The 25,395-nt window shown below is 60.9% G+C and carries 23 protein-coding genes; 13 read left to right on the plus strand and 10 right to left on the minus strand.

Going from position 1 to position 25,395, the window contains the following annotated elements:
• Nucleotides 1-60: 60 nt before the first annotated feature.
• Entirely contained in the window at nt 61-468 is a 408-nt protein-coding gene (locus tag I8J29_RS19110) for a MarR family winged helix-turn-helix transcriptional regulator (RefSeq protein ID WP_090637044.1), read from the plus strand.
• A gap of 68 nt (nt 469-536) precedes the next feature.
• Here I8J29_RS19110 and I8J29_RS19115 read toward each other — a convergent pair whose 3' ends face one another.
• The 4 genes from I8J29_RS19115 to I8J29_RS19130 are packed head-to-tail and all read right to left on the minus strand — an operon-like array spanning nt 537 to nt 4,293.
• On the minus strand, nt 537-1,964 hold the full coding sequence (locus I8J29_RS19115; protein WP_208849112.1) for a CapA family protein: 1,428 nt from the start codon (nt 1,962-1,964) through the stop codon (nt 537-539).
• Entirely contained in the window at nt 1,961-2,719 is a 759-nt protein-coding gene (locus I8J29_RS19120; protein WP_208849113.1) for an RluA family pseudouridine synthase, read from the minus strand. Before I8J29_RS19120 ends, I8J29_RS19115 begins: the two co-directional genes overlap by 4 nt.
• Before the next feature lies 1 nt (nt 2,720).
• Nucleotides 2,721-3,587 (minus strand): class I SAM-dependent methyltransferase, encoded by an 867-nt coding sequence (locus tag I8J29_RS19125; protein WP_208849114.1) that lies wholly within the window; start codon nt 3,585-3,587, stop codon nt 2,721-2,723.
• Nucleotides 3,580-4,293, minus strand: coding sequence for a response regulator transcription factor (locus I8J29_RS19130; protein WP_090635869.1), 714 nt, complete (start codon nt 4,291-4,293; stop codon nt 3,580-3,582). The genes I8J29_RS19125 and I8J29_RS19130 overlap by 8 nt, the downstream gene beginning before the upstream one ends.
• A gap of 49 nt (nt 4,294-4,342) precedes the next feature.
• Between I8J29_RS19130 and I8J29_RS19135 the strand changes: the two genes are divergently transcribed.
• Complete coding sequence (locus tag I8J29_RS19135; RefSeq protein WP_208849115.1) at nt 4,343-6,466, plus strand: sensor histidine kinase; 2,124 nt, start codon at nt 4,343-4,345, stop codon at nt 6,464-6,466.
• Nucleotides 6,467-6,468: 2 nt separating this feature from the next.
• On the opposite strand, the gene I8J29_RS19140 is transcribed toward I8J29_RS19135, so the two are convergent.
• Nucleotides 6,469-6,792, minus strand: a complete 324-nt coding sequence (locus I8J29_RS19140; RefSeq protein WP_208849116.1) for a helix-turn-helix domain-containing protein — start codon at nt 6,790-6,792, stop codon at nt 6,469-6,471.
• Nucleotides 6,793-7,156: 364 nt separating this feature from the next.
• Between I8J29_RS19140 and araA the strand changes: the two genes are divergently transcribed.
• Nucleotides 7,157-8,650, plus strand: a complete 1,494-nt coding sequence (gene araA, locus I8J29_RS19145) for an L-arabinose isomerase (RefSeq protein ID WP_208849117.1) — start codon at nt 7,157-7,159, stop codon at nt 8,648-8,650.
• A 202-nt stretch (nt 8,651-8,852) separates the two neighbouring features.
• Here the strand turns inward: araA and I8J29_RS19150 are convergent, their stop codons facing one another.
• Entirely contained in the window at nt 8,853-10,769 is a 1,917-nt protein-coding gene (locus tag I8J29_RS19150; protein WP_208849118.1) for a terpene cyclase/mutase family protein, read from the minus strand.
• A gap of 473 nt (nt 10,770-11,242) precedes the next feature.
• On the opposite strand from I8J29_RS19150, the gene I8J29_RS19155 reads away from it, so the two are divergent.
• The 4 genes from I8J29_RS19155 to I8J29_RS19170 all read left to right on the plus strand — a co-directional run bounded on the left by I8J29_RS19155 (nt 11,243) and on the right by I8J29_RS19170 (nt 16,267).
• The gene (locus I8J29_RS19155) at nt 11,243-12,958 is read left to right on the plus strand and encodes an ABC transporter ATP-binding protein (RefSeq protein WP_208849119.1); all 1,716 of its coding nucleotides are present in this window, start codon (nt 11,243-11,245) and stop codon (nt 12,956-12,958) included.
• A 146-nt stretch (nt 12,959-13,104) separates the two neighbouring features.
• Entirely contained in the window at nt 13,105-14,340 is a 1,236-nt protein-coding gene (locus tag I8J29_RS19160) for an aminopeptidase (protein ID WP_208849120.1), read from the plus strand.
• A 221-nt stretch (nt 14,341-14,561) separates the two neighbouring features.
• Nucleotides 14,562-15,206: a nicotinamide riboside transporter PnuC gene (pnuC, locus tag I8J29_RS19165; RefSeq protein WP_208849121.1), complete on the plus strand. Its 645-nt coding sequence runs from the start codon at nt 14,562-14,564 to the stop codon at nt 15,204-15,206.
• Complete coding sequence (locus I8J29_RS19170; RefSeq protein WP_208849122.1) at nt 15,203-16,267, plus strand: AAA family ATPase; 1,065 nt, start codon at nt 15,203-15,205, stop codon at nt 16,265-16,267. Before pnuC ends, I8J29_RS19170 begins: the two co-directional genes overlap by 4 nt.
• A 47-nt stretch (nt 16,268-16,314) precedes the next feature.
• Here I8J29_RS19170 and I8J29_RS19175 read toward each other — a convergent pair whose 3' ends face one another.
• The 4 genes from I8J29_RS19175 to I8J29_RS19190 form a co-directional block, all read right to left on the minus strand.
• Nucleotides 16,315-16,857: a GNAT family N-acetyltransferase gene (locus tag I8J29_RS19175; RefSeq protein ID WP_208849123.1), complete on the minus strand. Its 543-nt coding sequence runs from the start codon at nt 16,855-16,857 to the stop codon at nt 16,315-16,317.
• A gap of 69 nt (nt 16,858-16,926) precedes the next feature.
• Nucleotides 16,927-17,562: a hypothetical protein gene (locus tag I8J29_RS19180; protein WP_208849124.1), complete on the minus strand. Its 636-nt coding sequence runs from the start codon at nt 17,560-17,562 to the stop codon at nt 16,927-16,929.
• Between the two features lie 11 nt (nt 17,563-17,573).
• On the minus strand, nt 17,574-17,981 hold the full coding sequence (locus I8J29_RS19185) for a permease prefix domain 1-containing protein (protein WP_208849125.1): 408 nt from the start codon (nt 17,979-17,981) through the stop codon (nt 17,574-17,576).
• A gap of 1 nt (nt 17,982) precedes the next feature.
• Nucleotides 17,983-18,309 (minus strand): PadR family transcriptional regulator, encoded by a 327-nt coding sequence (locus I8J29_RS19190; protein ID WP_090635889.1) that lies wholly within the window; start codon nt 18,307-18,309, stop codon nt 17,983-17,985.
• An 818-nt stretch (nt 18,310-19,127) separates the two neighbouring features.
• Here I8J29_RS19190 and I8J29_RS19195 point away from each other — a divergent pair.
• The 6 genes from I8J29_RS19195 to I8J29_RS19220 all read left to right on the plus strand — a co-directional run bounded on the left by I8J29_RS19195 (nt 19,128) and on the right by I8J29_RS19220 (nt 25,309).
• Nucleotides 19,128-19,907, plus strand: a complete 780-nt coding sequence (locus I8J29_RS19195; RefSeq protein WP_208849126.1) for an HAD family hydrolase — start codon at nt 19,128-19,130, stop codon at nt 19,905-19,907.
• A 62-nt stretch (nt 19,908-19,969) separates the two neighbouring features.
• A complete protein-coding gene (gene thpR, locus I8J29_RS19200) occupies nt 19,970-20,497 on the plus strand; it encodes an RNA 2',3'-cyclic phosphodiesterase (protein WP_208849127.1) in 528 nt (175 codons plus the stop codon).
• A 9-nt stretch (nt 20,498-20,506) separates the two neighbouring features.
• Nucleotides 20,507-22,021: a bifunctional metallophosphatase/5'-nucleotidase gene (locus I8J29_RS19205; RefSeq protein WP_208849128.1), complete on the plus strand. Its 1,515-nt coding sequence runs from the start codon at nt 20,507-20,509 to the stop codon at nt 22,019-22,021.
• Nucleotides 22,014-22,979 (plus strand): carbohydrate ABC transporter permease, encoded by a 966-nt coding sequence (locus tag I8J29_RS19210; RefSeq protein ID WP_208849129.1) that lies wholly within the window; start codon nt 22,014-22,016, stop codon nt 22,977-22,979. Before I8J29_RS19205 ends, I8J29_RS19210 begins: the two co-directional genes overlap by 8 nt.
• Entirely contained in the window at nt 22,976-23,809 is an 834-nt protein-coding gene (locus I8J29_RS19215; protein WP_208849130.1) for a carbohydrate ABC transporter permease, read from the plus strand. The genes I8J29_RS19210 and I8J29_RS19215 overlap by 4 nt, the downstream gene beginning before the upstream one ends.
• An 87-nt stretch (nt 23,810-23,896) precedes the next feature.
• Nucleotides 23,897-25,309: an extracellular solute-binding protein gene (locus I8J29_RS19220; RefSeq protein ID WP_208849131.1), complete on the plus strand. Its 1,413-nt coding sequence runs from the start codon at nt 23,897-23,899 to the stop codon at nt 25,307-25,309.
• Nucleotides 25,310-25,395 lie beyond the last annotated feature (86 nt).

The raw sequence follows: 25,395 nt of genomic DNA on the forward strand, positions 1-25,395 counted from the left end.
ACATCGGCGCATGGTATAATGAGGTATAAGCCTAATTCGGACAGAAAGCAGGTGATGGTCATCGTTTCTACGGAATTCGCCCGACTGTGGATGAAGATGACGAAGGAATGGAAGACGCATCTGGAGGATGAGCTGGCGCCGAACCTGACGGAGGGACAGCTGGTCGTGCTGGAGCTCATGCTGCAGCACCAGCCGATGAAGCCGTCGGACTTGCTCGGCTACTTGGAGACGACCCCGGCGGCGATCACGACGCTGCTCGACCGGATGGAGCGCGGCGGCCTCGTCGTGCGCAACCGCGACGAGAGCGACCGGCGGATCGTTTGGGTTACCTTGACCGAGAAAGGGAAAGAGGAAGCCGCGCGCGGCGTCGGGATCCGCGACGCCTACATCAGCGAGGCGCTCGACCGGATATCGCTTCATAATCAGCAGCTGCTCGTGTATTTGCTCGGCAAAGTCGCGAACGCGTAACCTAACCTGCCCGTAACGCCAAACCGCCCCTTCCGTTCAACCGAACGGAAGGGGCGGTTCATGTTGGCTCAGGGGCTTGCTTGCAGCTCGACGGGCACGCTGCGCATGGCGTCGATGCGCTTCGTTACCTGCGCGTACGTGCTCTTGAGGGCGGCATAATCGGCGGCGCTCAAGTCCTTCAGCGATTTGGCGGCCAGGACGTCCGCGAGGGGCACGACCTCGTAATGGCCGACGCCCTTGACCGATGTACGGTGCACCCAGGTCGGAATCGCCTTCACGTCGCCGATCGTCGTGACGCCATGTTCCTTGTGGATCCGGACCTTGTAGATGACGCCGTAGTCCTTGGTGTCGCCGCGCTGATTGGAGATGAAGTTGCCCATGGAATAAATGATGAGGCCCTTGCGGACGGAGCCGCCGGGCTGCGACACTTCGGCGAATTCGTAGGGCTGCACGACATGCGGGTGGGAGCCGGCGATGATGTCGGCCCCGGCGGCGACGAGGTCGCGCGCGAGCTTCTTCTGCGCGTCGTTCGGCGTCGTCTGGTATTCGATGCCGAAGTGCAGGGCGACGGCGACGAAGTCCGCGCCGGCCGCCTTCAGCCGGCCGATGTCGCGGATCATCGCCTGCTCGTCGATGAGCGAGACGGCGTACGGCTGATCCGCCGGCAGCGGAATGCCGTTCGTGCCGTACGTATACGCGAGCAGGCCCATCGCGATGCCGTTCGCCTTCACGATCGTCAGCTTGACGGCTTCGGCTTGGGAGCGGGCGGTTCCTTTCGTGGCGAAGCCGAGCTTCTGCAGCTTCGCGAGCGTCATGGCGATGCCTTGAACGCCGCGGTCCATCGCATGGTTGTTGGCGTTCGTCACCGCCGTGAAGCCGGCGTACCGGAGGGCGTCGGCCAGCTCGGGCGGCGCGTTGAAGCGGGGATAGCCGGACAGGCCGAGCGGCTTGCCCGCGACCGGCGTCTCCAAATTCGCGAGCGTCCAGTCGCCCTGCTCCAGGATCGGCTTCACCGGGGCGAAGAACGGCTTGAAATCATACCGTCCCGTCTTCGCGTCGTAGGCGCCGGGAAGCTGCGGCATATGCATCATCACGTCGCCGACGGCGATCCAGGTCGCGTCGCGGATCCCGTTGCCGGCGGGCGGCGGCGCTTCTCCGGCAGGCTGGCCGCCGCCATGACCGTCGCCTTCTCCGGCAGACTGCCCGGCGCCATCGCCGCCGCTTTGGCCGGCGTCCGCGGAGCCGTTGCCGGCCGCGCCGCCGCCGCCGGGCTGCCCGTTCCCCGGCTGGCCGGCATTCGGCTCGCCCGGGTTCGGATCGGCTCCGCCGCCCGAGCCGTCCGGGGCCGGCTCGCCGGCCGGCGGCTTCGACGCGTCCGCGGCCGGGTCGGGCTTCGCGGGCTCGTGCTTCGGCGGCGTCGCGCAGCCGCCGGCGAGCAGGAGCGCGAGCAAGGCGAGGACGGGCCAGCGGAAGCGCGCCGCGGCGCCGCGGTTCATCGGCCGCCGCCTCCTTCGGGTCCGAGGAGGGCGAGCGCTGTGGCGTAATCCTCCTCCGCGAAGCGGGTCCACGGCTCGGCCGCCGGCGGCCGAGCCACGATCGTCAGCCATTCCTTGGTGACGGGATGGGCCACGCCGACGGACGTCGACCAGAGCGCGATGTCCTGCTCGCCCTGCACGGGGGGCGCGCCGTACTTGCGGTCGAAGACGAGCGGGCAGCCGATGGCGGACAGCTGCGCCCGGATCTGATGCGAGCGGCCCGTCAGCAGCTTGACCGCGATCAGCGAATACGGGCCTTTCCGGGCGGCGACGGCGTAATCGAGCACCGCCTCCTTGGCGTCCGCGAGCGGCTTGTCGTGGACGGTCACGACGTTTCGCGCGGCGTCCTTGCGCAGGTAATGCTTCAGGCGGCCGGAAAGGGCCGCGGGAGCGCCGTGCGCGACGGCGAGGTATAACTTGTCGAAACTGCGGCTGCGAACGGCCTCCGAGAGCCTGGAGGCCGCCTTGGACGTCTTCGCGAACAGCATGGCCCCGCCGACGGGCCGGTCCAGACGATGGACAAGCCCGACATATACGTTGCCGGGCTTGTCGTATCGGTTCTTCAAATCCTGCTTCAGCAAGGTGACCATGTCGGCCTCGCCGGTCTCGTCGGCTTGCGACAGGATGCCGGGCGGCTTGACGACGGCGAGCAGGTGGTTGTCCTCGTACAGCACGGGCAGCAGGGGGGCGGGCGTCGTCCCGCCGTTGCCGCTCATGCTAGCGGCCCTCCCAGCGTCCCAGAATGCCGCAGGGCAGCGTCAGTCCCGTCGCCGTGATCGGAATGCCGATCTCGCCGCTGTGGATCGATCCCTCGAACTTGCGGCCGACCGTCAGGTGCAGCATGTTGTGCAGCACGGTCGGGGAGAGCCCCGTCGTGTAGGAATTGACGAGCACGAACAGCGGATTCTCGGACAGGATCGTCGTGCAGAACTCGAGGAACGGATACAGGTTCTGCTCCAGCTTCCACATTTCGCCGTTCGGCCCGCGCCCGTAGGACGGCGGGTCCATGATGATGGCGTCGTACTTCTTGCCGCGGCGCTCCTCGCGCTGGACGAATTTGAACACGTCGTCCGTGATGTAGCGGATCGGCGCGGTGGCGAGGCCGGACAGCTCGGCGTTTTCCTTCGCCCACTGCACCATGCCCTTGGCGGCGTCGACATGGCATACTTCCGCGCCTGCGGCCGCCGCGGCGACCGTCGCGCCGCCCGTGTAGGCGAACAGGTTCAGCACCCGGATCGGCCGGCCGGCGGAGCGGATCTTGTCCATCATCCACGTCCAGTTGACGGCCTGTTCCGGGAACAGGCCGGTATGCTTGAAGTTGGTCGGACGGATGTGGAACCGCAGCTCGCCGTACGAGATCGCCCAGCGGTCCGGCATCTTCGTGCGGAACTCCCATTCGCCGCCTCCGGAGGAGCTGCGGTGATAGTGGCCGTCGGCCGTCTTCCAGCGGCCCGTCTCGTTCGCGATCGGCCAGATGACCTGCGGGTCGGGCCGGCGGAGGACGTAGGACCCCCAGCGTTCCAGTTTTTCGCCGTTGCCGGTGTCGAGCAGTTCGTAATCTTTCCATAAATCGGCTTTATACATGCGGGCTTCCTTCCTTGATGCTGAATTTATAGCCGACGCCGCGCACCGTCACGATATACGTCGGGTTGGCGGGGTCGGGCTCGATTTTTTTGCGGAGGTTGCTGACGTGCACCATGAGCGTCCGCGTGTCGCCCATGCTGTCGTGTCCCCAGACGATCGTATACAGGTCGTCCAGGGCGAAAGCGCGGTTCGGGGACTTCGCGAGGCGAACCAGCAGCTCGAATTCCTTCGTCGACAGGAACACTTCCTTGCCGCCGACGTGGACGGTCCGCCCGGGCAGATCGATGACGAGCCGGTCGAAGCGGAGCACCTCGTCCGCCGCGCGCCGCCGGTCGTTCACCGTCTGCCGGCGCAGATGCGCTTTGACGCGCGCGACCAGCTGGCTCGGGCTGAACGGCTTCGTCATATAATCGTCGCCGCCTACGGTCAGACCATGTATAATGTCGGTATCGTCGTTTTTGCAGCTGACGAACAGGATCGGGACGTCCGACACGGACCGGACCTGCTTGCAGACGTCGAAGCCGTCCATATGCTTCAGCTGAATGTCCAAAATGATCAAATCCGGCCGGAACGAGGCCGCGAGCGCCACGGCGTCCTCGCCGTTGTCCGTCGCGCGCACGAGATAGCCTTCGCGTTCCATATATAAGCTAATCAGCTCGGTAATATCCGCCTCGTCGTCAACGACCAATATTCTGCTCCCAGACATCTTCCAGTTCCCCCTCTTCCTCGCACTATTATAGCGAATGGAGGGAGGGGTGGGCAATCTGCGTTTTCAGGAGGGTTCCGCCATTCGCCGCTTCGTCGCACTATTTTCGATCCTCTTATTGACCGCCGCCTTCCTGACCGGCTGCAAGGCAAGCGCCGGCGGCGCGCCGACGGCCAAGAACGGCGTCATCGACCTGCGGGACTGGTCCTTCGCGGACGACGGGCAGGTCGCGCTGTCGGGACGCTGGGCGTTCTACGGCGACCGGCTGCTGGCGCCGGGCGACCCTGGGCTTGCGCAGAACGCGTTATACGTGAACGTGCCCCGGTCGTGGAACAGCTACAAGGGCAAGTTCGGCCTGCAGGACGGCCAAGGCTACGCGACGTACAAGCTGACGCTGCTCCTGAAGCCCGGCGAGCGCGTGCTGGCGCTGCGGGTGCCGAATATTTTCAGCAGCTACAAGCTGTGGATCAACGGCAAGGCGGCGGCGGAGCAGGGACGGGTCGGGACGAGCCGCGAGACGTCGGTGCCGCAGCAGTATCCGCGGATCGTCTCGTTCGCGCCCGGCGCCGAGCGCGTCGAGCTCGTCGTCCAGGTGTCCAATTTTCAGCATCGCAAAGGCGGCATTTGGGTGCCCGTGATGCTCGGCGACAGCGATACGATCGTGCGCGCCCAGATGAAAACGACGGCGAAGGAGATGCTCATTCTCGGCAGTCTCGTCATCATCGGCGTCTACCATATCGGCCTCTACGCGTTCCGCCGGCAGGAACGCTTCACCATTCACTTCGGCCTGCTCTGCCTGTTCGTCGCGGCGCGGGCGAGCGTGACCGGGGAGAATTATTTGCTGCAAATGTTCCCGATCCCCTGGGAGGGCGGACTCAAGATCGAATACATCTCGTTCGCGCTGAGCGCCGTCTCCGGCTATCTGTACGTCTACCGCCTGTTTCCGCTGGACGCGTCGAAGAAGGTCATCAGGTACGTCATCGGCGCCGGCATCGCGCTCTGCGCGTTCGTGCTCGTCTGTCCGGCGGTCGTCTATTCGCGGCTGCTGTGGGCGTTCCAGCTCTACGTCATCGCGGTCAGCGTCTATACGCTGTGCGTGCTGGTCACCGCCAAGCTGCGCAGGCGGGTCGGCTCGGCGTTCGTGCTCGCGGGCGTGGCGGTCTTCGTCGTCACCGTGCTGAACGACATGCTGTTCTACAACGAATGGCTCGTGTACGCGCAGCTTGTCCCGCTCGGTCTCTTCTTCTTCATGCTGATGCAGTCGTTCATCATCTCCAAACGGTTTTCGAACGCGTTGTACCAGATCGAGCACGTCTCCCACGAGCTGCGGGAGCTGAACGTGCATCTGGAGGAGCGGATCGAGGAACGGACGGTGGCGCTGAGCGAGGTGAACGCGTCGCTCGCGCAGACGAATCGGGATTTGGAGCGGTCGGAGACGTCGCGGAGGCAGCTGATGACGAACATTTCGCATGATTTGCGCACGCCGATCACGCTGCTGCAGGGGTACTTGGAGGCCTTTCAGGACGGCGTGGTCAAAACGGAGGAGCAGCAGCAGCGGTACATCCGCATGATGCTGGGGAAGCTCGGCGGGCTCAATCGGCTCATTCGCGATCTGTTCGAGCTGACGAAGCTGGAGGCGGGGCAAACGCGGTTTGATTTCGGCGAGGTGGCGCTCGGGCAGTGGATCCGGCAGGTGCACGACCTGTACGAGATCGACATCATCAGCAGCGGGCTGCGGTTCAGCTGCGACTACCTCAGCGAGAACGTGCCCGCGGAAGGACAGACTCGCGAGATCGAGCAGCAGAACCGCATCCGGCTGAGCTTGGATCTGTCCCGCATGGATCAAGTGATGGCGAACATCATTTACAATGCGATTAAGCATACGCCGAGAGGCGGAGAGATAACGCTTTCGTTTTATTTCGAAGCGTCCACGAACCGGGTGATCGTCACCGTGAGCGACACGGGCGGCGGCATCGACGAAGAGCATCTGCCGTTCATCTTCGACCGGTTCTACAAAATCGAGGCGTCCCGCAACTCCGCCGACGGCGGCAGCGGGCTCGGGCTCGCGATCGCGAAGGAAATCGTCGAAGCCCACGGCGGCACGATCGGCGCGGTCAGCGCTAAGGATAAAGGCACCATGATCTGGTTCATGCTGCCGTGCACCGTCAAATAACTTCAATCGGCTTGTTTCAGGACGGCCATCATCCGGTCGATGGACTGCTTGCGCCGTTCCTGATCCATCCCGTTCAAAATGCGGATGATCTCGATCGCTTCCGGCGTCACGGGGGTTTCCGGCTTGGCGGGCTCGCCGCCGATAATGTAATCCAACGAGACGTTGAAGAGCGCCGCCAGCTTTTTCAGCGTTTCGTACACGGGCTGGCGGTTGTTGATTTCGTAGTGGCTGTACGCGGACCGGGTGATGCCGATTTGCTTGGCAACTTCCTCTTGCGAAATGTTCATGCGCAGTCTGAGTTCTCTTAATCGATCTCCCATCGTCATGGTTTGAGTCTCCTTACGTCAATCTAGCCAGCTCGTATTCGTACGGAAGGGCCGTTTCCTCTACTAATTTATGATACAAAATGTATCAATGTCAAGGAATTTGTAGAATCCGAAAGGCAGATTAACGTTTTCTAACCAACGGTGAGGCGAGATCGCCGCGAATTGACGGTTGAAATGAAAGCCTTCTCATCGTACAATGAGGGTAGTTCGAGGTTGTACGTACAAGTTAACCGCGGTGATTAGGCCGTAATTCAGGATGTTTCGTCTATACAAGCGCGCGCGTCTAGCGTCGAATCATGACGGTTTCCTCTCCTGTTCGTACAAGTTGACAGCACTCATCGATTTCGTGAAGGAGGAGTTGTTCATGCTTACCGCAACGCCCTATCAATTCTGGTTCGTCACCGGGAGCCAGCATCTGTACGGCCCGGAAACGCTGCTCGAGGTCGCGGCGCATTCCCGCGCCGTCGCCGAAGGGCTGGACCGCGACGAAGCGGTGCCGTACGAGGTCGCGTTCAAGCCCGTCGTGACGACGCCGGAGGACATTTACGCCCTGTGCGCCGCGGCGAACGCGGATGCCCGTTGCGCGGGAATCATCACGTGGATGCACACGTTCTCGCCCGCCAAAATGTGGATCGCCGGCCTGGCGGAGCTGCGCAAGCCGCTGCTTCATCTGCACACGCAGTTCAACCGCGACATTCCTTGGGATACCATCGACATGGACTTCATGAACCTCAACCAATCCGCGCACGGCGACCGCGAATACGGCTTCATCGGCGCCCGGATGGGCATCGCCCGCAAAGTCGTCGTCGGCTATTGGGAAGATCCGGCCGTGCGCGGCCGCGTCGCCGGCTGGATGCGCACGGCGGCGGCGTTCACGGAGAGCCGTTCGCTGAAGGTCGCGCGGTTCGGCGACAACATGCGCCAAGTGGCGGTAACGGAAGGCGACAAGGTCGAAGCGCAGGTGAAATTCGGCTGGGCGGTGAACGGCTTCGGCATCGGCGATCTGGTGGACTCCATGGCGAAGGTCACGGAGGCGCAGGTGGACGCGCTGATGGACGAGTACGCGTCGCAATACGCGATCGCGCCGGAAGTACGGGGCGACGCGGCCGCTTGGGCGGCCATCCGCGAGCAGGGCCGGACGGAGCTCGGCCTGAAGGCCTTCCTGGAGGAAGGCGGCTTCACGGCGTTCACGACGACGTTCGAGGATTTGCACGGCATGGAGCAGCTGCCGGGACTCGCCGTGCAGCGGCTGATGGAAGCGGGGTACGGCTTCGGGGGAGAGGGCGACTGGAAGACGGCCGCGCTGACCCGGGTCATGAAGCTGATCGCCGGCAACCGGGGCACGTCGTTCATGGAAGATTACACGTACCATTTCGAGCCGGGCCGGGAGATGATCCTCGGCGCGCACATGCTGGAGATTTGCCCGACCATCGCGGCGGACCGCCCGCGCCTCGAGGTGCACCCGCTCGGCATCGGCGGCAAAGCCGATCCCGCGCGCATGATTTTCAACGGCCGCAGCGGACAAGCGGTCAACGCGTGCCTCATCGACCTGGGCAGCCGGTTCCGCCTGATCGTGAACGTCGTCGACGCCGTCGACGTGCCGCACGACATGCCGAAGCTGCCGGTCGCGCGCGTCCTGTGGAAGCCGCAGCCGTCGCTGAACGAATCGGCCGAAGCGTGGATTCGCGCCGGAGGCGCGCACCATACCGTCTTCTCGTACGAGGTGACCGTGGAGCAGCTGACCGACTGGGCGGAGATGGCGGGCATCGAGTGCGTCGTCATCGACAACAAGACGGACGGGTACGCGTTCCGGAACGAGCTGCGCCTGAACGATATGTACTGGCGGATGCAGCGGTAAGACCGGCGATTGGCGGGGCGGCGTCCGGCGCGTCCGGCTCGCCGGGCGTCACGGCGCCTCGCCGGCCGTGCCGCGCGGCGGCAGCGGAAGCGGGTTCGTCCGCGTCCGCGCGTACCGCAGCCAGTGAAGGGAGATTCCCGGGAGCGCGCGCTCCGGCCCGGGGTCTCCTTTTGTTTATTGGCCGCCTTAGCCGCGGATGGACTTATTCAAGCGGTTCGGCCGGCGCGCCGCCGTATTTGTCGCGGTAATGCGCCAGCGCGAGCAGCGGCCAGACGAGCGAATAGCTGTCGTAGCGGGCGTACAGGCAGCCCGGCAGCCCGCCGCCCGTCGGGTATTCGGTCTCGGGACCGCTCCCCGCCTGCAGACGGCGCAGCAAATAATCGCAAGCCCGTTCCATCGCGGGGAGCGGCTTCGCGTGCGCGGCGGTGAGCGCGTCGAGCGCCCAGGCGGTCTGCGACAGCGTGCCGTGCGCCAGCGGCGTATAGCGCCTGACGCGGTCGCTGGCGCACGATTCGCCGAAGCCGCCGTCGGCGCGCTGGATGCCGAGCAGCCACTCCGCCGCTTTGCGGATGCGCGGATGATCGCCCGGCTCGCCGACGGCGGTCAGTCCGGTCAAGGCCGCCCACGTGCCGTAAATGTAGCAGACGCCCCAGCGGCCGTACCAGGAGCCGTCCTTCTCCTGGCGGCGATACAGCCAATCCGCCCCGCGGCGGACGTAGGCGTGCGCGGTCGTCAAGCCGGCGCACCGTCCCAGGTACTCCAGCGTCCGGCCGGTCAGATCCGGGGTGGACGGATCCGTGGCCGCGTCCTCGGCGCCGTCGAGCGGCACCCAGCGGATGAGCGGATGGTCGACGTTACGTTCGAACGCGGCCCAGCCGCCGTCGGAATTCTGCATCGCGAGCAGCCACAGCAAGCCGCGGTCCGCGGCCGCCCTTCCGCGATGGCCGGGAAGGCCGCGGACGGCGCGGAGCGCGGCGGTCGTGTCGTCCATGTCGGGGTTGATCGCGTTGACGTCCGAGAAGCCCCAGCCGCCGGCAGCGGGCCGCTTCACGCCGCGCTTCCAGTCGCCGAGCTTCACGTGCTGGCGGGCCAGCAGGTAATCGCCGGCCTTCTCAACCGCCGTGTGAGCCGCCGGGACGCCCGCGTCCTGCAGCGCGTGGCTGATCAGGGCGGTATCCCAGACCGCCGACGTCGTAATCTGCATCGATCTCCTGGAGGCGCTGGCGATATCCGGCGCCGTCAGCGATTCGAGCCCCCGCACGGCCTTCTCCACGACGGGATGCGAGGTGGAATAGCCGAGCGTCCGCAGGGCGTGCAGCATCAGCAGCGTCGCGCTGGAGTAGCTGTACAGCGTGCCGTCCGCCTCGATCCGCTCGAGGATGAAGCGCTCGGCGCGGTCCGTCGCCAGCTCGCGGATCTTGGCGGCCGGGCTCCACGGCCCTTTGCGCCGGTCTTCGGACAAGCCGCGGACGGCCGCGCCGAAATGCGCGTGCCAGCCGCGCTGCAGCCGCTTGAGCTCGGCGTCGCTGCGCGTATCCGGGGTCAGCGGCCGGATATGCGGCTGCTTGTCGACCGGCTTCCGGTCGGCGAGGATCAGCATCGGCGCCATATGGACGCGGGCATAACCCGAGAATTGAAAGAAATGAAGCGGGGACGAGGCGGGCAGCAGCAGGATTCCGATCGGGACGGGGAACCAGCGCGGCCACGGGTAGCGGCCGATGAGCGCGAGCTGGAATTTGGTCAGCAGGCTCTCGATCCGGCCCAGGCCGCCGATGTCGGCGAACGCCTTGCGCGCCTTGCGCATGAACGGCTCATCCGGCGAGATGCCGGCGTACTGGAGCGCGTAATAGCATTCCGCCGTCGCGGACGCGTTGCCGGTCTTCTCGTCGGGATAGACGCGCCAGGCGCCGTCGTCCGACTGCTTGGCGATCATCCGCTCCGCCAGCGCCTTCACGAGCTTCGGCCGGGCGATGCCCGCGTTCTGCAGCTGGAGCACGGTCGCGGCGTCGAGCGACGTGCCCTGCTCGATGAAGCCGAGCCGCCAGCTGCCGTCCGCCGCCTGGCCGCGCAGCAAGCGGGCGACGAGCGCGTCGATGCCGGCCTGCAGCCGTTGTTGCATGCGAATCCCCTCGTTTCGGCGCGAATCGCGCGTAATGGTGCCGGGATGGCCGGCATCGGTCCGCCTCCCGGGCCGAAGGATGCGGGCATGAAGCCCCGCAAGCCCCGGCACAGCGGCGCGAACCGCCTTCTCGTAGTGTATGACGGCAGACGTCCGGTTCATGATGGTTCGGCCGAAGTCGCGCGCCGGTCGCGCCGGTCGCGCAGGGGGCGCAATCGCGCGGCGTTCACGGCCGCGGCGGCGGTCTTTCGGCCTATAAAGGCATGGACAGGGCGCGTCGAACCCGATACAATTGATATTGATTCTCATTTAAGGCGAGGCTTCGGCAAAACTTCCGCCCGTATCGCCGCGCCTGCGCCCGCTCCCGCCGCCCGTAAGTTCGCAGACCGCCTTTTGCCGCCCGCTCCCGCCGCCCGTAAGTTCGCTGACCGCCTTTTGCCGCCGCACCGCATCACGAAGGAGGAAAGAATGTCATGCTGTCGCGCTTCATCGCGTATTACAAGCCGTACAAGAAATTGTTTTACCTGGATTTCTTCAGCGCGATTCTCGCCGGTTTCCTGGAGCTCGGCTTTCCCGTCGCCGTCAACCAGTTCATCGACAAGCTGCTTCCAAGCAAGGATTGGAGCCTGATCGCCTGGGCCTGCGCGGGGCTCTTGTTCATCTATGCGCTGAACGCCTTTTTGAACTACATCGTCACGTATTGGGGCCACATGCTCGGCATCAACATCGAGACGGACATGCGCCGCAAGCTGTTCGACCACATCCAGAAGCTGAGCTTCCGGTTCTTCGACAACACGAAGACGGGGCATCTCATCGCCAGATTGACCAACGACCTGATGGAAATCGGGGAAATGGCGCATCACGGGCCGGAGGATCTCTTCATCGCGGTCATGACGCTGATCGGCGCCTTCGTGCTCATGCTGCTCATCAACTGGAAGCTGGCGCTGCTGACGTTCATCGTCGTGCCGCTCATGATCTGGCTTGCCGTCTATTTCAGCGCGAAGATGACGAAGGCGTTCCACCGGCTCTTCTCGGACATCGCCGAGTTCAACGCCCGCGTCGAGGACAACGTCGGCGGCATGCGCGTCGTGCAGGCGTTCGGCAACGAAGAATTCGAGAAGAAGCTGTTCGACCAGAATAACCTGCGCTTCCGCGTCACGAAGCTGCTCTCCTACAAAATCATGGCGTTCAACACGTCCTTCAGCTATATGCTGAAGCGGCTCGTGACCTTGTTCGTCATGATCTGCGGCACGTGGTTCGTCGTCCGCGGCGAGCTGACCGCCGGCGAATTCGTCGGCTTCCTGCTGCTCGCGAACGTCTTCATCGGCCCGATCGAGAAGATCAACGCCGTTATCGAAAGCTATCCGAAAGGGTTCGCGGGCTTCAAGCGCTACGCGGAGCTGATGGACACGGCGCCGGACATCGAGGACCGCCCGAACGCGGTCGCCGTGGACAACCTGCGCGGAGACATCGTGTTCCGCGACGTCAGCTTCGGCTACGAGAACGAGAAGAAAGTGCTGCGGCATATCGGCCTTACGATCCGCGAAGGCGAGACGGTCGCGTTCGTGGGCCCGTCCGGGGCGGGCAAGACCACGCTTTGCAGCCTGCTGCCGCGGTTCTACGACGTGACCGGCGGCAGCATCGCCATCGACGGCCGCGACATCCGCGACATGAAGCTCGCTTCGCTGCGCAGAGGCATCGGCATCGTGCAGCAGGACGTGTTCCTGTTCTCCGGCACGCTGCGGGAGAACATCCTGTACGGCAAGATGGACGCCTCGGAGACGGAGCTGCGGGCGGCGGTCAAGCGCGCCCAGCTGGAAGCGTTCGTCGCGACGCTGCCGGACGGCTTGGACACGATCGTCGGCGAGCGCGGCGTGAAGCTCTCCGGCGGGCAGAAGCAGCGCGTCGCCATCGCGCGGATGTTCCTCAAGAATCCGCCGATTCTCATCCTCGACGAGGCGACCTCCGCGCTCGACACGGAGACGGAATCGGCCATTCAGCAGTCGCTGGCGGAGCTGTCGCAGGGCCGCACGACGCTCGTCATCGCCCACCGGCTCGCCACGATCAAGAACGCCGACCGGATCGTCGTCGTGACGGAGAACGGCGTGACCGAGCAGGGCAAGCACGAGGAACTGCTCGCCGCGGGCGGCCACTACAGCCGGCTGCACCGGGCGCAGTTCCAATCGTAAGCGCCGGGCAACATCGGCCGCGGGACCGTTCGAATCCGAACGGTCCCGTTTTCGCTTTGCAGGCCGCCGGGCAGCGCTGGTATAATGACTACGCAATCCGGTAAATGATGGCGATCATGCGAATATCCGCTAAAGGAGATCTGACGATGAAATCATTCCAACAACGGCTCGAGCAATACGCCGCGCTGGCGGTCGAAGTCGGCGTCAACGTGCAGCCCGGGCAGAAATTGTACGTCATCTCGCCGATCGCGGCGGCGCCGTTCGTCCGCGAGGTCGTCAAGCGCGCGTACAAGCTCGGCTCGCCCTACGTGCACGTGGACTGGAACGACGAAGGCGTGACCCGCGCCCGGCTGGAGCACGCGCCGGAAGAAGGACTCTCGATTCATCCGGCTTGGTACGTGGCCGGACGCGTCGCGATGGCCGAGGAAGGCGCCGCGTTCCTGTGGGTCGACGCGGCCGATCCCGATCTGCTGAGCGGCATCGACGCCGCGCGCGCCGGCGCCGTCTCGAAGGCGCAGCAGCAGACGCTGACGCCGTTCCGCAAGTTCACGCTGAACAACGAGGTGGCGTGGTCGATCGTCGCCGTGCCTTCGAAGGCGTGGGCGGACAAGGTGTTCCCGGAACGCGCGGAACCGGAGCGGGAGGACGCGCTGTGGGAAGCGATCTTCGCGGCCGTCCGCGTCGATGCCGCCGATCCCGTCGCCGCATGGCGGCAGCATGCGGCCGGCCTGAGAGCGAAGGCGGATCGGCTGAACGAGCGCCGCTACAAGGAGCTCCGTTACCGGAGCGCCGAGGGCACGGACGTGGCAATCGGGCTGCCGGAGGGCCATATTTGGGTGAGCGCCGGCACGCGGAACAAGCAGGGGACGACGTTCATCCCGAACATGCCGACCGAGGAAGTGTTCACGTCGCCGCTGCGCACGGCCGTGAACGGCAAGGTCGCGAGCAGCAAGCCGCTTAGCTACAACGGCAGCCTGATCGACCGGTTCGCAATCACGTTCGCGGACGGCCGCATCGTCGGCTACGAGGCGGAGACGGGCCTGGCCGCGCTCCGCGAGCTGATCGAGACCGACGAAGGCTCGCATTACTTAGGCGAAATCGCGCTCGTGCCGTTCCGTTCGCCGATCTCCGATACGAACGTGACATTCTACAACACGCTGTTCGACGAGAACGCGGCCTGCCACCTCGCGATCGGCTTCGCGTTCCCGTTCTGCCTGGAGGGCGGGCTCGCGATGAGCAAGGAGGAGCAGCTCGCGAGCGGGCTGAACCAGAGCTTGACGCATGTCGATTTCATGATCGGCACGGCGGATCTGGACATTGACGGCGTCCGGGCGGACGGCACGGTCGAGCCGGTCTTCCGCGGCGGCAATTGGGCGTTCTAAGGAGCGGAAACGAAAGGGAAGGGTGTGCCTGCGTCACGCGGTTGACGCGGGCAGGCTCTTTTTTTTGCGGAACGGATTGACAATCGGTTTTTATATGTCATAATGACAATATCAAAAAGGCGGCAACGGCCGGTTTTCGGGCGGCTCGTTTCGCGGGTTTTGATACTGTCATATTGAGAGTATTATGGCACGGGGATGCCAGGATGCGAGGAGGTATGCGCATGAACAAAGGTTGGGTACTGCCGGTCTTCGTTATCGTTATGCTCGCCGTCGCGTTCGCCACGTCGTCGTCGGCGCTGGAAATCGCCGCCACGACGACCGGGCTGCTCAGCGTCTGGCTGACGGCGCGGGAGAACATTTGGGCGTGGCCCGTCGGCCTCGCGAACGTCGCCTGCTTCTTCTGCATGTTCGAGGACGCCAAGCTGTACGCGGACATGACGCTGCAAGTGTTCTTCTTCGCGCTCAGCCTCTATGGCTGGGCCGTCTGGCTGACGGGACGGGGCACCGCCAAGGTTCGGCCGACGCGCAGCCTCGCGCCGAAACGCGCCGCGCTGCTCGGCGTGCTGCTCGTCGCCGTGACGCTGCTGTGGGGCTTCGTGCTGGAGGCCTATACCGACGCCTCGATTCCGTATGCCGACGCGCTGATCGCCACGCTCAGCCTCATCGCGCAATACTTGCTCTCGTCGAAGGTGCTGCAAAACTGGCTCTGCTGGATCGCCGTCGACGCGCTGTCGATCGGCATGTACGCCTACAAGGAGCTATATTCGCTCGCCTTCCTGTACGTCGTCTTCCTGGCGATCGCCGTCGCCGGCCATTTGTCGTGGAAGCGGGCGTACGACGCCGGCCCGAAGGAGGTGCCCGCATGAACCGCGAGAGCCGCGCAGGCCGCACGACCGGACTCACGCTCGGCAAGTTCGCGCCGCTGCACAAGGGCCATCAGCTGCTGATCGAAACCGCGATCCGCGAAACCGACGACATCATCGTCGTCATCTACGACTGTCCCGAGACGACCGACGTGCCGCTTCATGTCCGGGCGGGCTGGATTCGCGCGCTCTACCCCGGGGTCGAGGTCATCGAAGCGTGGGACGGCCCGAACGAGACCGGCGATACGCCCGAGATCAAACGGCTGCAGGAGCGGTATATTTTGGGTCTGCTGAACGGCAGGCCGGTCACGCATTTCTATTCCAGCGAATTCTACGGCGAACACATGAGCCTCGCGCTCGGCGCCGCCGACCGGCGGGTCGATCCGGACCGGCGGACCGTTCCGGTGTCGGGCACGATGGCCCGCAACGATCCGTACGGCTGCCGGCCGCACGTCAGTCCGGTCGTCTACCGGGATCTCGTCGCCAAAGCCGTCTTTCTCGGCGCGCCGTCGACGGGCAAGACGACGCTCGCGGCGCATATGGCGCAGCGGATGCATACGGTCTGGATGCCGGAATACGGCCGCGAGTATTGGGAGCGGCACCAGGTCGGCCGCCGCTTGACGCCGGGGCAGCTGGAGGAGATCGCGGCAGGGCATCTCGAGCGGGAGGACCGGCTGACGCTCGACGCGCGGGAGGTGCTGTTCGTGGATACGAACGCGCTGACGACGCACATGTTCGCCCTCGATTACCACGGCGGAGCGACGCCGGGCCTTGCCGCCATTGCGGATAAGGCGGCCTCGCGGTACGACGTCTTCTTCCTGTGCGGCGACGACATTCCGTACGACGATACGTGGGACCGCTCGGGCGACGTGCACCGCCGCGTCTTCCAAAAGCGGATCGCCGCCGACCTCCATGCGCGGCGCATTCCGTACGTTCCGCTGCGCGGTACGCTCGAAGAGCGGGCGCGTACGGCGGAAGCGGTGCTGAGCCGGCTGCGCCTCTACGGCAATCCGCGCGAGTGGATGGCCGAATCGCAGGCGCGGCCGGAACCGCCTAGCAGCTAAAAAAAAGCATGCGGACGTCAAATCGTCCGCATGCTTTTTCGTTGCCGTCAATCGCGGGCCAGCGGTTTCTCGTACAGGCAAAAGCCGCTCGGCGACGTGCCCTTGTACGCATAACCGAGACCGCGGTAGAAGTCGTTCAGCTTCGGATTGCTGGCGATGCAATCGAGCCGCATCGTCCGCTTGCCCGGGAAGGAGATGCCGGTTTCCGCCCAGCGCACGATGTCCGTGCCGAGCCCTTGGCCGGCATGCTCGCGGTTGATGGCGAGCCGGTGCAGGTACACGTTCGGCTCGTGGCCGTCCGGTCCCCAGAGGTCGAGGTCCCACTGCTTCGGCGTCTGCATGAGCAGCACGATGCCGGCAAGCGCGTCGCCGTCCTTGAACAGGAACAGCTCGCCCGCGGCGATATGGCCGACGACGTCGTGATGGTCGTCGCCGCTCAGCAGCGCGCTCCACTGCGACGAGCCCTTGCTCTGCAGCCACCGGGCCGCGCCGACGAGCAGCGCCATGACGGCGGGCGCGTCGTCCGGCTTTGCTTGGGAGACCGCGATGCGCGGGTTGGCGTGATCGTTATGAAGGATGTAATTCAGCATGTCGCATTTCCCCGTTCGCCTGAGTGATGGTCGTACAGGCTTCATTGTACCACCGGGCCGCGGCGCGGTTCAAACCGTCCGTTTCTTCACGACGAAATAGTACATGCTGAGCGGCCACCACACGACCGCGAAGATCGGATAGATCGCCCAGACGTCGTTCGGGGACGAGATCGCGTTGACGACGATGAACAGCGCGCTCGTCAGGAGCGAGCCGCACAAGGCGAACGCGAACCACTGCCGCGTGCGGGCGAAGTAGATCGACATGGGCCACCAGAGCACGGCGTACGCCGGGAACACGATCCAAGGGAACTGCGGCGAGAGCAGCACGTTGAGCATGCCGTAATACAGGATAATGCAGAAGCTGCCGGCGAACGCCATCGCGAGCGTGCCCGCGAAGCGTCCGGCATACATGAGGATGGGCCACCAGATCACGGCGAAGCCCGCGTATAGCATCCATGGATAATCCGGGCTGTGGACGACGTTCTGATAGGCCAGATACAGAAGAATGACGGCGGTCGACGCCGCGGAATAGGCCTTGATTCGGCCGGTTCCGGCGAAATAAAGGGCGATCGGCCATTGGATCAGCGCGAAGGCGGGATGAACGAACCAGATCTCGCCCGGCGTGGTCAAGTAATTGACGAGGATGAGGAAGAAGATGCTCATGAGACTGCCGGATACGGCAAAGGCGACACGGTGGTTGCGCATGGGCGGCCTCCTTATCTCCACCCGAGCCACTTGTAGAACATGACAAGCGGCCACCAGGCGACGGCGAAGGTCGGATAAACGAACCAGATGACGTCGGGCGTGTAATAGACGTTGATGAAAATAAACAGGGCGACGATGAGGCCGCTGCCCCAGAGCGAGAAGCCGAGGTGGAGCCCGAACTGCCTCCGGGAGGAGGCCGGCTTGCCGTTCTTCACGCCGAGCTCCAGCTTGATGTCCGAGATGTCGCCGAATTCGACGATCGCCTTGTTGACGGCGTCTTCCTCCGACTTGCCGCTCCGGACGAGATCGTAAACCTTTTCCTCCAGGTTCTGGGTGATCTCCTCTTGGATTTCCTGCTTCGCCTCGCTGTCCGGAATGTCCTTGAACCAGTCTTCCACGTGCGATCTGATCTTCTTCATCTTAGATACCCTCCATGAATATATTGACGATCTCTTTGATCTCGTTCCATTCCTCGACCGTTTCCTTCAAGTAGGCTCTGCCGAGCTTCGTGATCTTGTAATAGCGCCGCTTGCCGCCGTGCGAGATGTCGCCGAGATACGATTCGATCAGCTCCTTGCGTTCCAGCCGCTGGAATACCGCGTAGAGCGTCGCTTCCTTGATTTGAAACCGGTCGTCGGTCCGGACGCTGATTTCCTTGGAAATCTCGTAGCCGTAGCGGTCTTCTTCGTAAATCAACCGCAAAATAATGGCGTCGAGATGGCCGCGGATCATGTCGCTTCGGAGCATAGAGGCCCTCCCGTTCCTGCACTCGAGCCGTGCGAGTACGTTGTCTTATCGTGCTATGTCGTGCTGCTCTGCCTGGTAGTGCTCTGCCTGGTAGTGCTCTGCCTGGTAGTGCTCTGCCTGGTAGTGCTCTGTCTCGTAGTGCTCTGTCTGATAGAGCTCTATCTGATGGAGTAAATGTAGCATATCATTACTCTATGTGTCAAAGTAATTTTTCAACCGTCCGCGGACAAGAAAAAAGCGTCCGTGCGTGACGTCAAATTTGTTGAAAAATCATTTTTACGGGAAGAAGCCGAACACTGGATTTTGCAGCTGAAATCATTCGTTCAGCGTGTATACTGCCCGAATGTTGATCGATTTGAAGCGAAGGATTTTAATATTTTTTTAATTTGGCGTTGACAAAACAATTGATCTACGTCGGTTTTTTTGTAGTACGATGGCATATCCGGCATTTGTCCGTTTCTCGGATAAAGCCGGGCAAGTCAAGTGTCATTCGTTTACTTCGTCATCGAGGAGTCTGATCGCTTTCGGTTCTTAAATCGATCTGATCTTCAAAAACACCATTTGTGCATGTTCTAATTCATGTTCTCTTGGGCGCTTGTCACAAGGAACGAAAGGGAGCTTGCGGCGGATGAACTGATTTCACAATTACTTCATGTTCAGTTAACACAATCAGACTTGAGTAGGCGAAATTATGTAGTATGATGGCGTAATTTCTGTTTGTTCGTTTCTCATGAATCGGATGAGCAGGAAGGCTCAAAAACGTGTTCGGTTTTATTTACAGAATATTCTGAAATAATTTCCAAAAAGGAGTCATTGACTTGCAGCCTCAACTCATCTTCTTTGATTTTGACGACACCCTCTACAGTCATAAGACCCAACGCGTATCAAGCAGTACGCGGGATGCCTTGATCGAACTGCAGGCACGCGGCCATACGATCGTAATTGCAACAGGCCGGGGACCTGCTTCGATGGCGTTTATCCAAGAGCAATTGGCTGTTCCGTGCGATACGGTGGTCTTCCTCAACGGTCAACTGATCTTTCGCCGGCGCCAGAAAATATTCGAACGTTTTATTACGCTGCCATCCATGGACCGGATGATCGAAATCGCGAGGTCCTGCGGCATTGCTTACGGCGGGCATTATGCATACGGCGAGATCGTGGACCATGTAAACGAGCGGGTTGAAAAGGTCTGGCACGATTTCGGAAGCAAGCTTCCGCATGTGCGGAATCGTTTCGAGAGGAGCCATCCTTTATATCAAGCGCATCTCTATATCACTCGGGAAGAGGCACGACATGTCCAGGACTTTTTAGACGACTATGTGATCCACTGGTCTCACGACTATTTAGTCAATCTGATTTCAAAAGAAGCCGGCAAATCGCAGGCAGTTCGGTGGCTCTTGCAAGAGTCTGGCATCCCGACGGATCGCTCGTTTGCCTTCGGTGACGGATTTAACGATGTTGACATGCTGCTGGCAGTCGGTCACGGCGTCGCGATGGGGAATGCATCGGATGCGTTAAAGGAGGTGGCAGAGCTGATAACCGGATCGGCTGACGAAGATGGGATTCGACAGGCGTTAACCTCATACGGGCTTTTGTAATCTCGATTCACTATGGAGCGATTAGCTTCCTAATTACCGGAACCGGATTGGAATGATTAGACATGGAATTGTTCGTTGGACTCGATTTTCCGGCGGCTGTCTCGCAAGAGTTGAAACGCGTTCAACGCGCGCTGCGCGTTTTCGACCCGTCAGGCGCTTACGAACCGAAAGAAAACTTTCATTTGACGTTGCATTATATCGGGGACGTTGCTAGTCCAGACGCACTGACCGAACGATTGCTTAAGGTCAACCGCAAACCGTTTGAATTGACGCTTCATGAGCTTGGCATGTTCGATATTGTCGGCGGTAACGTGGTGTGGGTCAATGTCAGAGCGGAACCTCGTTTGCATGACCTGCATCAGCGCATAAGCGGCATTTTAGCGGAGCTGAGCACCGGCAAGAAGCAATATTCGTTCGATCCTCACATCTCGATTGCCTATGAATGCCGTGCAAACATCTCGGATGTCTTTTCATCCTGTACGGTTGCGGCGGTAACTTTTGCAGTGTCGCGCTTTTATCTATATGAAGTGAGTGACTTGCCTGAAGGCATGCGTTTCCGTAAGTTAAACGATTTCGAACTGAAGGGCTGAGGCGTAAGCATGGAGACTAAAACGATATCGATCATTGGCATCAACGATTTCCATGCCGAGATCTTCGAGACCGATTATACCCTAGGCTGCGCTAAATTGTGCGCGTTGGTGGAGCAGGAGAAAAGGGTTAATCCCCATACGATCGTCGTGTTCGGCGGCGATAATTTCAATGGAGATCCGGTATCGGAGGAGCTGGCAGGGGAACCCGTGATTGAACTGATGATGCGTCTGGGAGCAAAGGTATCCGCCGTAGGCAACCATGAGTTCGAGTATGGCGTAGAGAAGCTTCTCGATTGGTCGAGGCAAGGCGAGTTTACGTTCGCTGCGGCCAATGTCGTTGACAGAAAAACAGGAGAAATTGCGGCCGGATTCCAACCGTACGTCATGGAAGAGATCGCGGGCATCAAGATCGCGTTCATCGGGTTGTCCGCATCGGAGCAGCTGGACCGTCCCGGCCTTTCCATCCATACCCGCGCTCTGGCGATTGTGGAAGGCGCCCGCGAAGCCCGGAAATGGGTCGATTATCTAAATCGCGGCTTGGATCCGAAGGGCAGACCGGATGCTATCCTCGCGCTGACGCATTATGGATTGAAATATACCGCGGACCGTTCCGCTCTTACAGGCGAGGAAGCGATCGCGTTATGCACGCAGGTTCCCGAGCTGTCCGGGTTATTTACCGCGCACTGGCACCAATTCATCCGTTCGGAGGTCCGGCAGGTGCCCGTGGTGCAAGGGGGCAGCAATAGCAGAGGGTTTGCCAAGCTGACGATCGAGTTCTCGCCGGACAAAGAAGTGCTGCGCGTGACGCCCGATTATCTGGATGCCAGCGGCTTCGTCAGCCAAATTCCGCCGAACGAGGAGATGCAATGCAAGCTGAACGAATACAAGCGGCGGACAAGGGACAAGCTTGGGGTCGTGCTCGGCCGTTTGGAGGACGAGGTTGTGCATAAATCCCCCTTGACGGCGGAGGTGGATATGGAAGGAACGCCGCTAACGAAGGTGGTGACGGATGTGATGCGCGCTGCGACAGACAGCGATATTGCGCTCCTTTATTCGGGCCGCATGGGGCAAGGCCTTCCATCGGGAGCAGTAACCGTGTATCAAGTTCGCAAGCTGTTTTACTTTAATGACGAATTGATCACGTTGAGGCTTAAAGGTTCGGATCTGATTCGCAATATCGAGAACGGCATCAGCACGCTGCGGGTCGAACGGGCTTCGCCCCTTGCCGTAAGCGGATTACGCATTGTAGCCGACTACGCCAAGCCTCACGGGGCGAGAATCGAATCCATCGTTTTCGAGAACGGGCAGCTCATTGACCCCGATCGCTATTACAAGATCGTCATCGACGCATGGTTGGCTTCCGACGAAATGGGCTATGAGTTCTCTTCGGGCATCGAACGAAGGCATACGGGCGTATTCCTGCGAGATCGCCTGATTCAAGAGATTAGCGACCGGAAAGTGCTTAAAGCCGAGTCTCCAACGTCGATCAAAGTGAAAAACAAGCAGGGAGATGGACATGCTTAGACCCAAGCGAAAGAGATTGAACGTGCGTTATGACCATTCGGCTTACCTGTATCTACTGCCGGCCTTTTTGCTGCTCGGGCTCTTTACGGTATACCCCATCATCCATACGTTCATCACCTCCTTTAAGCCGGACTACCGGTTTTTAACCGGGGAGCACAGAGGATGGGGAATCCGTCAGTATCGCGAAGTCATGCAAGATTCTGTGTTCTGGCGAGCGCTTATGAACACCCTGTTCATCGCTTTCGTCTGCGTGCCTTGTTCAATGATCGTCTCTTTATTGCTGGCGCTTGGTCTGAACGCCGTCAAGCGGGCGAAAGGATTGTTCGTCACGATCTACTACCTGCCTCAGGTAACCAATGTCATTGCGGCGGGCATGGTTTTCACCTTTATCTTCAACACCCATTTCGGACTTATGAACTCCGTTCTCGGTTGGTTCGGAATCGAGCCGGTCGCCTGGATCAGCGGCGAAGGCATTCTAAGTTCACCGCATCGGTACAACGTCGCCTACATGCACAGCTTGTTCATCTTATTCGCGTATAGCGTATGGGACGGTTTGTCTCTGCATATCCTTCTCTTTCTGGGCGGACTTCAGAATATCGACAGGTCCTACTACGAAGCCGCGAGCTTGGACGGTGTCAGCCGATGGACGATTATTCGCAAAATCACGCTGCCGCTGTTATCGCCGACCTCTGTTTTTGTTTTCGTGACCTCCGTCATTTTTTCGTTCCGGGCGTATGCCAGCGTCATAGCCTTGTTCGGGGGTTCGTTCGGACCGCCGGGAGATAACTCCAAGATGATGATTACGCTTGTCGGTTATATTATGGATGCTTTGGGCAGCTACTTAACGCCCGGCGCGGTAAGCAGCGCAAGCGCCGCGGCGGTGATCCTGGTCCTGATGGTTATGATCGTCGTGTACCTGCAATTGAAATGGACGAAGGGAAAGGTGTTCTACCAGTGAAAGCTGCAGCAAAACTCAGTCAAGCGGCGCTGTATCTGTTTTTGGCTTTAGCGGCGGCAATGACGGTGGTACCGTATTATTGGATGATCAGCACATCCCTGAAATCGGCAGCAGAGGTTGTTCGCGTACCTCCGACTTTGTTTCCGACAGAGCCGCGGTGGCACAACTATATCGATGCCATTGTTCAGGCACCGCTGCTTACGTATGTACGCAATAACTTGATCGTGGGTATGGCGACGGTAACGACGAGTACCTTCGTATCCGTGTTGGCGGCATTCGCTTTCGCCCGGCTGCGTTTCCGCGCGAAGAACTTCCTTTTCTTCGTTGTTCTATCCATGATGATGATCCCGCAGGAAATGTTGATTATCACTAATTTCCAAACGATCGCGCACTGGGGATGGATGAATACCTGGGAGGCCCTGATCGTGCCGTACTGCGTGAACCCGTTTAATATCTATCTGCTGAGGCAGACGTTCATGCAGGTTCCCGACGAGCTGTATCAAGCGGCGAAGGTCGATGGATTAACCAACTTTCGCTACTTGACGAGCATCGTGCTCCCGCTCTCCAAATCAGCCGTGGTGACGACCCTGATCCTATCGATGATCGTGATCTGGCATACCTTTGCCTGGCCGAATTTGGTCACGACCCAAGACAGCCTAAGGCTTGTTTCGAACGGGCTGCAGAACGCCTTCACCAGCAGCGTCGGCACGATTGCTTATGAATTACAGATGGCAGCGGCGGCAATTGTCACGCTTCCCTTGATCATCATGTTCCTCTTGCTGCGCAAGCAAGTGCTCTCAGGCATGATCCGCGGGGGCATCAAAGGCTAGCGGGCGGTTTCGAACATTTATATCCCGGCGAGGTTCATCGAACCTGCCTTTATAGCAAACACAACGTTAAGGGAGAGAATACCGAACATGAAAAAAGCGATCTTATCCGTCCCTATTGCCTTATCCTTAATCACGTTGGCCGCTTGCGGCCATAATCAAACGTCCGAAAGCGGGAACGCCGGCAAACCAGCCGCTTCGTCCGCCGGTTCATCGGCCTCTCAGGGCGCTCTGGAAGCCGCCGTTGAGCACCTATTGAACGACAAAAAGGAGGTTCGTATTTCATTCTGGACGGGGACCGGGGCCGCGAACTACCCGACGCTTCAAAAGATGGTCGATGCCTTCCAAGATCGCTATCCGAATATCAAGGTAGACCTATCCAATCAGGGGGCAATCGGCGATTTAACGGACAAGTTGACGCAGAATATCGTCTCGAAATCGACACCGACGTTGTCCAATATCGACGCTGCGACGTTTCCCGAATACATCAGTAGTCAAGCGATCGTGGACTTGATGCCGTACTACCAAAATAAAGAGATTGGAATGACGGCCGGCAACAGCGGTCCTTTCCGGTATTATCTGGATGAGGTGAAGAGCTTTGGTCCGGAAGGCACGATGTTTGGATTTCCAACCAATAAAAAAACGTCCGATGTGCTGATATACAACAAATCGTACTTCGACAGCAAAGGCTGGCAGCCGCCAAAAACGTGGGACGAGGTCGCGAGCTACGCGAAATCGATCAAAGAAGAAACGGGCAAACCGGGCTTCAGCTTCGACAATTCGTATGGGGACGCTCCTTTCAAGCTGCTCTCCGAGCAATGGGGCAGTCCTTACATTAACGCTGACGGAACGATTGCTATCGACAACGAGGCCAGCAAGGCCGCGCTGAACTTCTATAAGGGAAATATGGACTCCGGCTATTTTACGATGCCCGAGCTGCTGCCCAGCACGGAAGGCAAAACGTTTACCAGTACCGCATTCGTAAAGGAAGAGACGTATATGTTCATCGGAGCGGCAGCAGGGGTGCAGTTTGCGGTACCCAAGCCGGAAGCGGGCCAGAAAAGTTTTGAAGTGGGCGTCGCGCCTTTGCCGCAGAAGGATCCCGGCCATCCTGTGAGTTTCTCCAAGGGGGAAGACTACGTCATCTTCGCTAATGCCACGGAAGATGAACGCGCCGCCGCATGGCTGCTCATCTCATTCTTGACGGATGCGAAGCAAAACGCAGATTGGCTTATCCAGACGGGGAACCTGCCCATCGGCCAAGCGATGCTGGACGACACAACCTATAAGCAATTTCTGTCGGCAAAACCGAGCGACGGTTCAACGTATTATCGGGCTGCGGCGGTCAACGCGGTTCTTGCGTCGGGGGATTTGGCTTTTAATAAAGTCATTCCGAAGTCGAGCCAACTGGCCCAAGCGGTCGGGGATATGTGGGAAGCCATCATGATCGGCGGCGGAGACGTTGATCAGCAGCTCCAAGCTGCGGCCGACAAGGTGAAGTAGCCTTACCTTATCTCATTACCCCCGGAATTCGAAAGCAATTACCGGCTGTTCCGTTGGTTAGGAGCTAGTCCGGTAATGGGGCAAAT

It is taken from the genome of Paenibacillus artemisiicola, from assembly GCF_017652985.1.
Classification (GTDB): domain Bacteria; phylum Bacillota; class Bacilli; order Paenibacillales; family Paenibacillaceae; genus Paenibacillus_Z; species Paenibacillus_Z artemisiicola.